We start from the raw sequence: 3,044 nt of genomic DNA, 5'->3' as shown, positions 1-3,044 counted from the left end.
CGCTTCTTGCCTTCACTCATTCGCCATCACCCCTTCAAGGACGACAGCTTAATCTACCGCCTGATCACTGTCTCAAATCGTGGGTCCACTTTAGCCATCCTTCGATGATGGTTGTGCTTCGAAGCACTTACCACTCTGGCACATCGATGCCGTTTCGGACGGGGGCGTCAACACCATTACCACGGTGCGTACGGGTCCGTACACCGTATCTTGGCGACCCTCCCATTGGTTTCGCGCTTGATGTGTCGGCGGTCCATGGCGTGGAGAGCGCGGTTATTGCCGAGCTCCCGATGCGTTATTGCCGCCCGACCACCCACTGGCCCGACAGGGTGAGGTTACGCCGGCGCAATTGCTGGGCGAACCAATGATTCCCCTTCCGAGTATTGGAGGGGTATCGAGGAATGGCAGCCTCGTTTGAAGACTGGCCGCAAGGGTGGCCCAGCGCCAAGGCTACTGGCGCTGGCGGCGCAATATGATCCAAGAAAGTGTGTCAATGTCCGCTTTCGCTGCGCATGATTAGTCCGGTACAGCAAACATCGCATTTCCGAGAAAGAGTGACGAGGACAGCATGCTAGAATGCGCCCCCAGTTGGCTACCCTTGGAGACCCCCCCTGAAGCCGGACTCGTTGACTGAACTCGCGTTTTCCCTGCACACCGATTCCGGCGTCTATGCAGTCTTGATCGGATCGGGCACGTCCCGGGCGGCCGCGATTCCAACTGGGTGGGAAATCAGCACCGAGCCATTGCCAAGCTAGTGCGCGACGGCTTTATCCGACTGATTGTCACGACGAATTTCGACCGGCTGATGGAGAACGCCCTGCGGGACGAGAGCGTTGAACCGACTGTGGTGGCCTCTGTCGACGCCTTGGCCGGTGCGGTACCGCTGGCCCATAGCCAGTGCTTTGTGCTAAAGCTGCATGGTGACTACAAGGACGTGCGCAGCCTCAATACGGACGAAGAGCTGGTTTCTTACCCGGGCGAATACGATCGGCTCCTCGACCGGATCTTCGACGAGTTTGGATTGATCGTCTGCGGTTGGTCCGGCGAGTGGGACCACGCACTGCGGGCTGCGATTCTGCGGTGTCCGAACCGGCGCTATTCGATGTTCTGGGCGGCCCGTGATGGCGGTGTCACTCCTCGCGCGGATGATCTGGTGAAGTACCGGCAGGGCATCGTGATTCCGATCACGGACGCCGACTCGTTTTTTGGCGCGCTACAACAGCGGGTTGAAGTACTTTGTAAGCGCGAAATTTGCCGCACATAGCGCCGGAAGCACAGACGGCGCAGGATTGTGTCCACTGTTTTTGATGGACACAAGTCATGGACCAGAGCGATTTGGATTTCTTGCCGCTGCGGGCGATCAACGTCGGCGCCAACGGCAAGCGCAGCTTTGACAAGGGCGACAAGCGGCGGTTGGTTGAAGCTTGCCTGCAGCCGGGGGTATCGGTGGCTGGCATGGCAATCAAGGCGGGGGTGAACGCGAACCAGTTGCGCCGCTGGATCGAACAGCACAAGGCGGAACAAAGACGCTGATGGCACGATGGATGCGCATCGAAAATGCGCCGGCGGCGTTCGTTCCCGTGGTGGAAGTTCACGCAGCCGGCCCCAAAGTCGGAGCGCAGCTGCCAACCGTGCCTGAACCACTGCCTGTGCGAACGTTACAACCGCCGCGGCCATTGCCTGCGCGCCTGGTGGCGCGGTTGCCAAACGGTGTGAGCGTTGAGCTCGAATGCTCGGGACAGGATGCCACGCTGGTAATGGCGACCATCGAAGCACTGGGCCGCTGCCATGTTCCGGCTCGACGCTGACCTGCGGGTCTCAGCCACCGCCCAATTGGGTATACGTCACACCGGGCGACTATCAAGCCGCCGTGTGCTGATATTCACTATCGTGTTCAGCATGAACGAACACGACCTATCGCAATTGCCGCCGGCCGCCCAGGCCTATATCCGCGAATTGGAAGTCAACGCTCAGCAAATTGCCGAGTTGAATGATCGCAACCAGCTCCTTGAGGAACAGTTCCGGCTCGCGCAGTCAAAACGCTTCGCACCAAGCAGCGAGAAGCTCAAGGATCGTGTGTTCGACGAAGCCGAACAAATGGCCGCTGCGGAGCCGGCCGACGAGGAGGATGAAGCACTCGCTCCGCCGGACACGGGGCTGCCAGAGCCCGATATGCCCGCAGGCCGCAAACGTGGCCGCAAGCCGCTGACCGCGGAGTTGCCGATCGGCGCCTTTGGTGCCGGTCGGTCGTCGTTCAGGCGGCAGCCGCTGCGACGAAGCTGAACGGTAGCAGCTCGACACGTCCGCGTCCGGGGCGCGCTGCGGCATTTCGAGCATTGCCGGGCTTGCGTTGCTTCCCGGCAGCGGTTGCGCTGGCATCGGCGCGGTCACCACCGGCGTGCGTTCGGCATTGCGCTCGCAGTGCCGACACGCGTATTTGAAGCGGACGTGCTGCAGGACGGAGACCTTTGTTTCGATGTGCAACTGCTTGCTGACTTCCTCTCCCAAGCGGTGCATCGAGCCCTAGCAGCATGGACAGATCTTCTGGTCTTCGGGCAGGTCGTACTCGATGCGCTGGCGCGGCTATATGGGAGCACTCGCCCGTTACGCGCCTACCGGCTCGCCTTGAAATAGAGATCCCATTGCTCCGAATCCGGATCGAGCCGACGTACGATGGCGTCGTCGGCTCGCACGATCAGTCGCTCCAGCATCTCTCGTTTCGTTACCGCGTAACGGCGTGCCAGGCGCGCGAACTCCGCTTCGCTACTTACCCACATGTCCAGCTGACGTTCTCCGTTGCCGTCCTTGCCCGCCGTCGCGCGCCTTGCCCGATAGGCCGCCTGCCGCTGAGCTATCTCTGCCCCATCTTGCACTCGCCTCGTCATGGTTACCGGGTAACGTTCCGTACCGCCTACGTTAGCGGGGCAACCGTTTGACTCAACAAGGTGTGCTGAATTTAGCGCTTACGATTTTCAAGAAATGGCTTGGGAAGCGCTCGAAAATCCAATGTGCAATTACTCATGGGTCGGTAAGTTAGTCGACAA

3 protein-coding genes and 2 pseudogenes are annotated in these 3,044 nt (G+C 60.3%); 3 read left to right on the top strand and 2 right to left on the bottom strand.

From position 1 onward, the window contains the following. Nucleotides 1-721: 721 nt before the first annotated feature. From A3A5_RS38635 to A3A5_RS0116130, 3 genes and pseudogenes are all read left to right on the top strand, one after another. Nucleotides 722-1,264 carry an SIR2 family protein gene (locus tag A3A5_RS38635; RefSeq protein ID WP_198293146.1) on the top strand — a complete coding sequence of 181 codons (543 nt, stop codon included), beginning with the start codon at nucleotides 722-724 and terminating at the stop codon, nucleotides 1,262-1,264. 56 nt (nucleotides 1,265-1,320) lie between these two features. Further along, a complete protein-coding gene (locus tag A3A5_RS44800; RefSeq protein ID WP_018311587.1) occupies nucleotides 1,321-1,533 on the top strand; it encodes a transposase in 213 nt (70 codons plus the stop codon). Nucleotides 1,534-1,899: 366 nt separating this feature from the next. Then, a pseudogene (locus A3A5_RS0116130) lies at nucleotides 1,900-2,223 on the top strand (transposase); the annotation flags it as partial. A gap of 60 nt (nucleotides 2,224-2,283) precedes the next feature. Here A3A5_RS0116130 and A3A5_RS41600 read toward each other — a convergent pair. Beyond that, a pseudogene (locus A3A5_RS41600) lies at nucleotides 2,284-2,583 on the bottom strand (IS66 family transposase zinc-finger binding domain-containing protein); the annotation flags it as partial. A gap of 29 nt (nucleotides 2,584-2,612) precedes the next feature. Next, nucleotides 2,613-2,777: a hypothetical protein gene (locus A3A5_RS44795; RefSeq protein ID WP_232431358.1), complete on the bottom strand. Its 165-nt coding sequence runs from the start codon at nucleotides 2,775-2,777 to the stop codon at nucleotides 2,613-2,615. Between the last annotated feature and the right edge of the window lie 267 nt (nucleotides 2,778-3,044).

The sequence above is a fragment of the Cupriavidus sp. UYPR2.512 genome, from assembly GCF_000379565.1.
Taxonomy (GTDB): Bacteria; Pseudomonadota; Gammaproteobacteria; order Burkholderiales; family Burkholderiaceae; genus Cupriavidus.
This window is presented reverse-complemented; position numbering and strand designations above follow the sequence as displayed.

Excerpts from the sequence above, each read along its gene's own strand:
- A3A5_RS44800 (WP_018311587.1), top strand. The coding sequence starts at position 1,321 with ATGGACCAGAGCGATTTGGATTTCTTGCCGCTGCGGGCGATCAACGTC.
- A3A5_RS44795 (WP_232431358.1), bottom strand. The coding sequence starts at position 2,777 with ATGTGGGTAAGTAGCGAAGCGGAGTTCGCGCGCCTGGCACGCCGTTAC.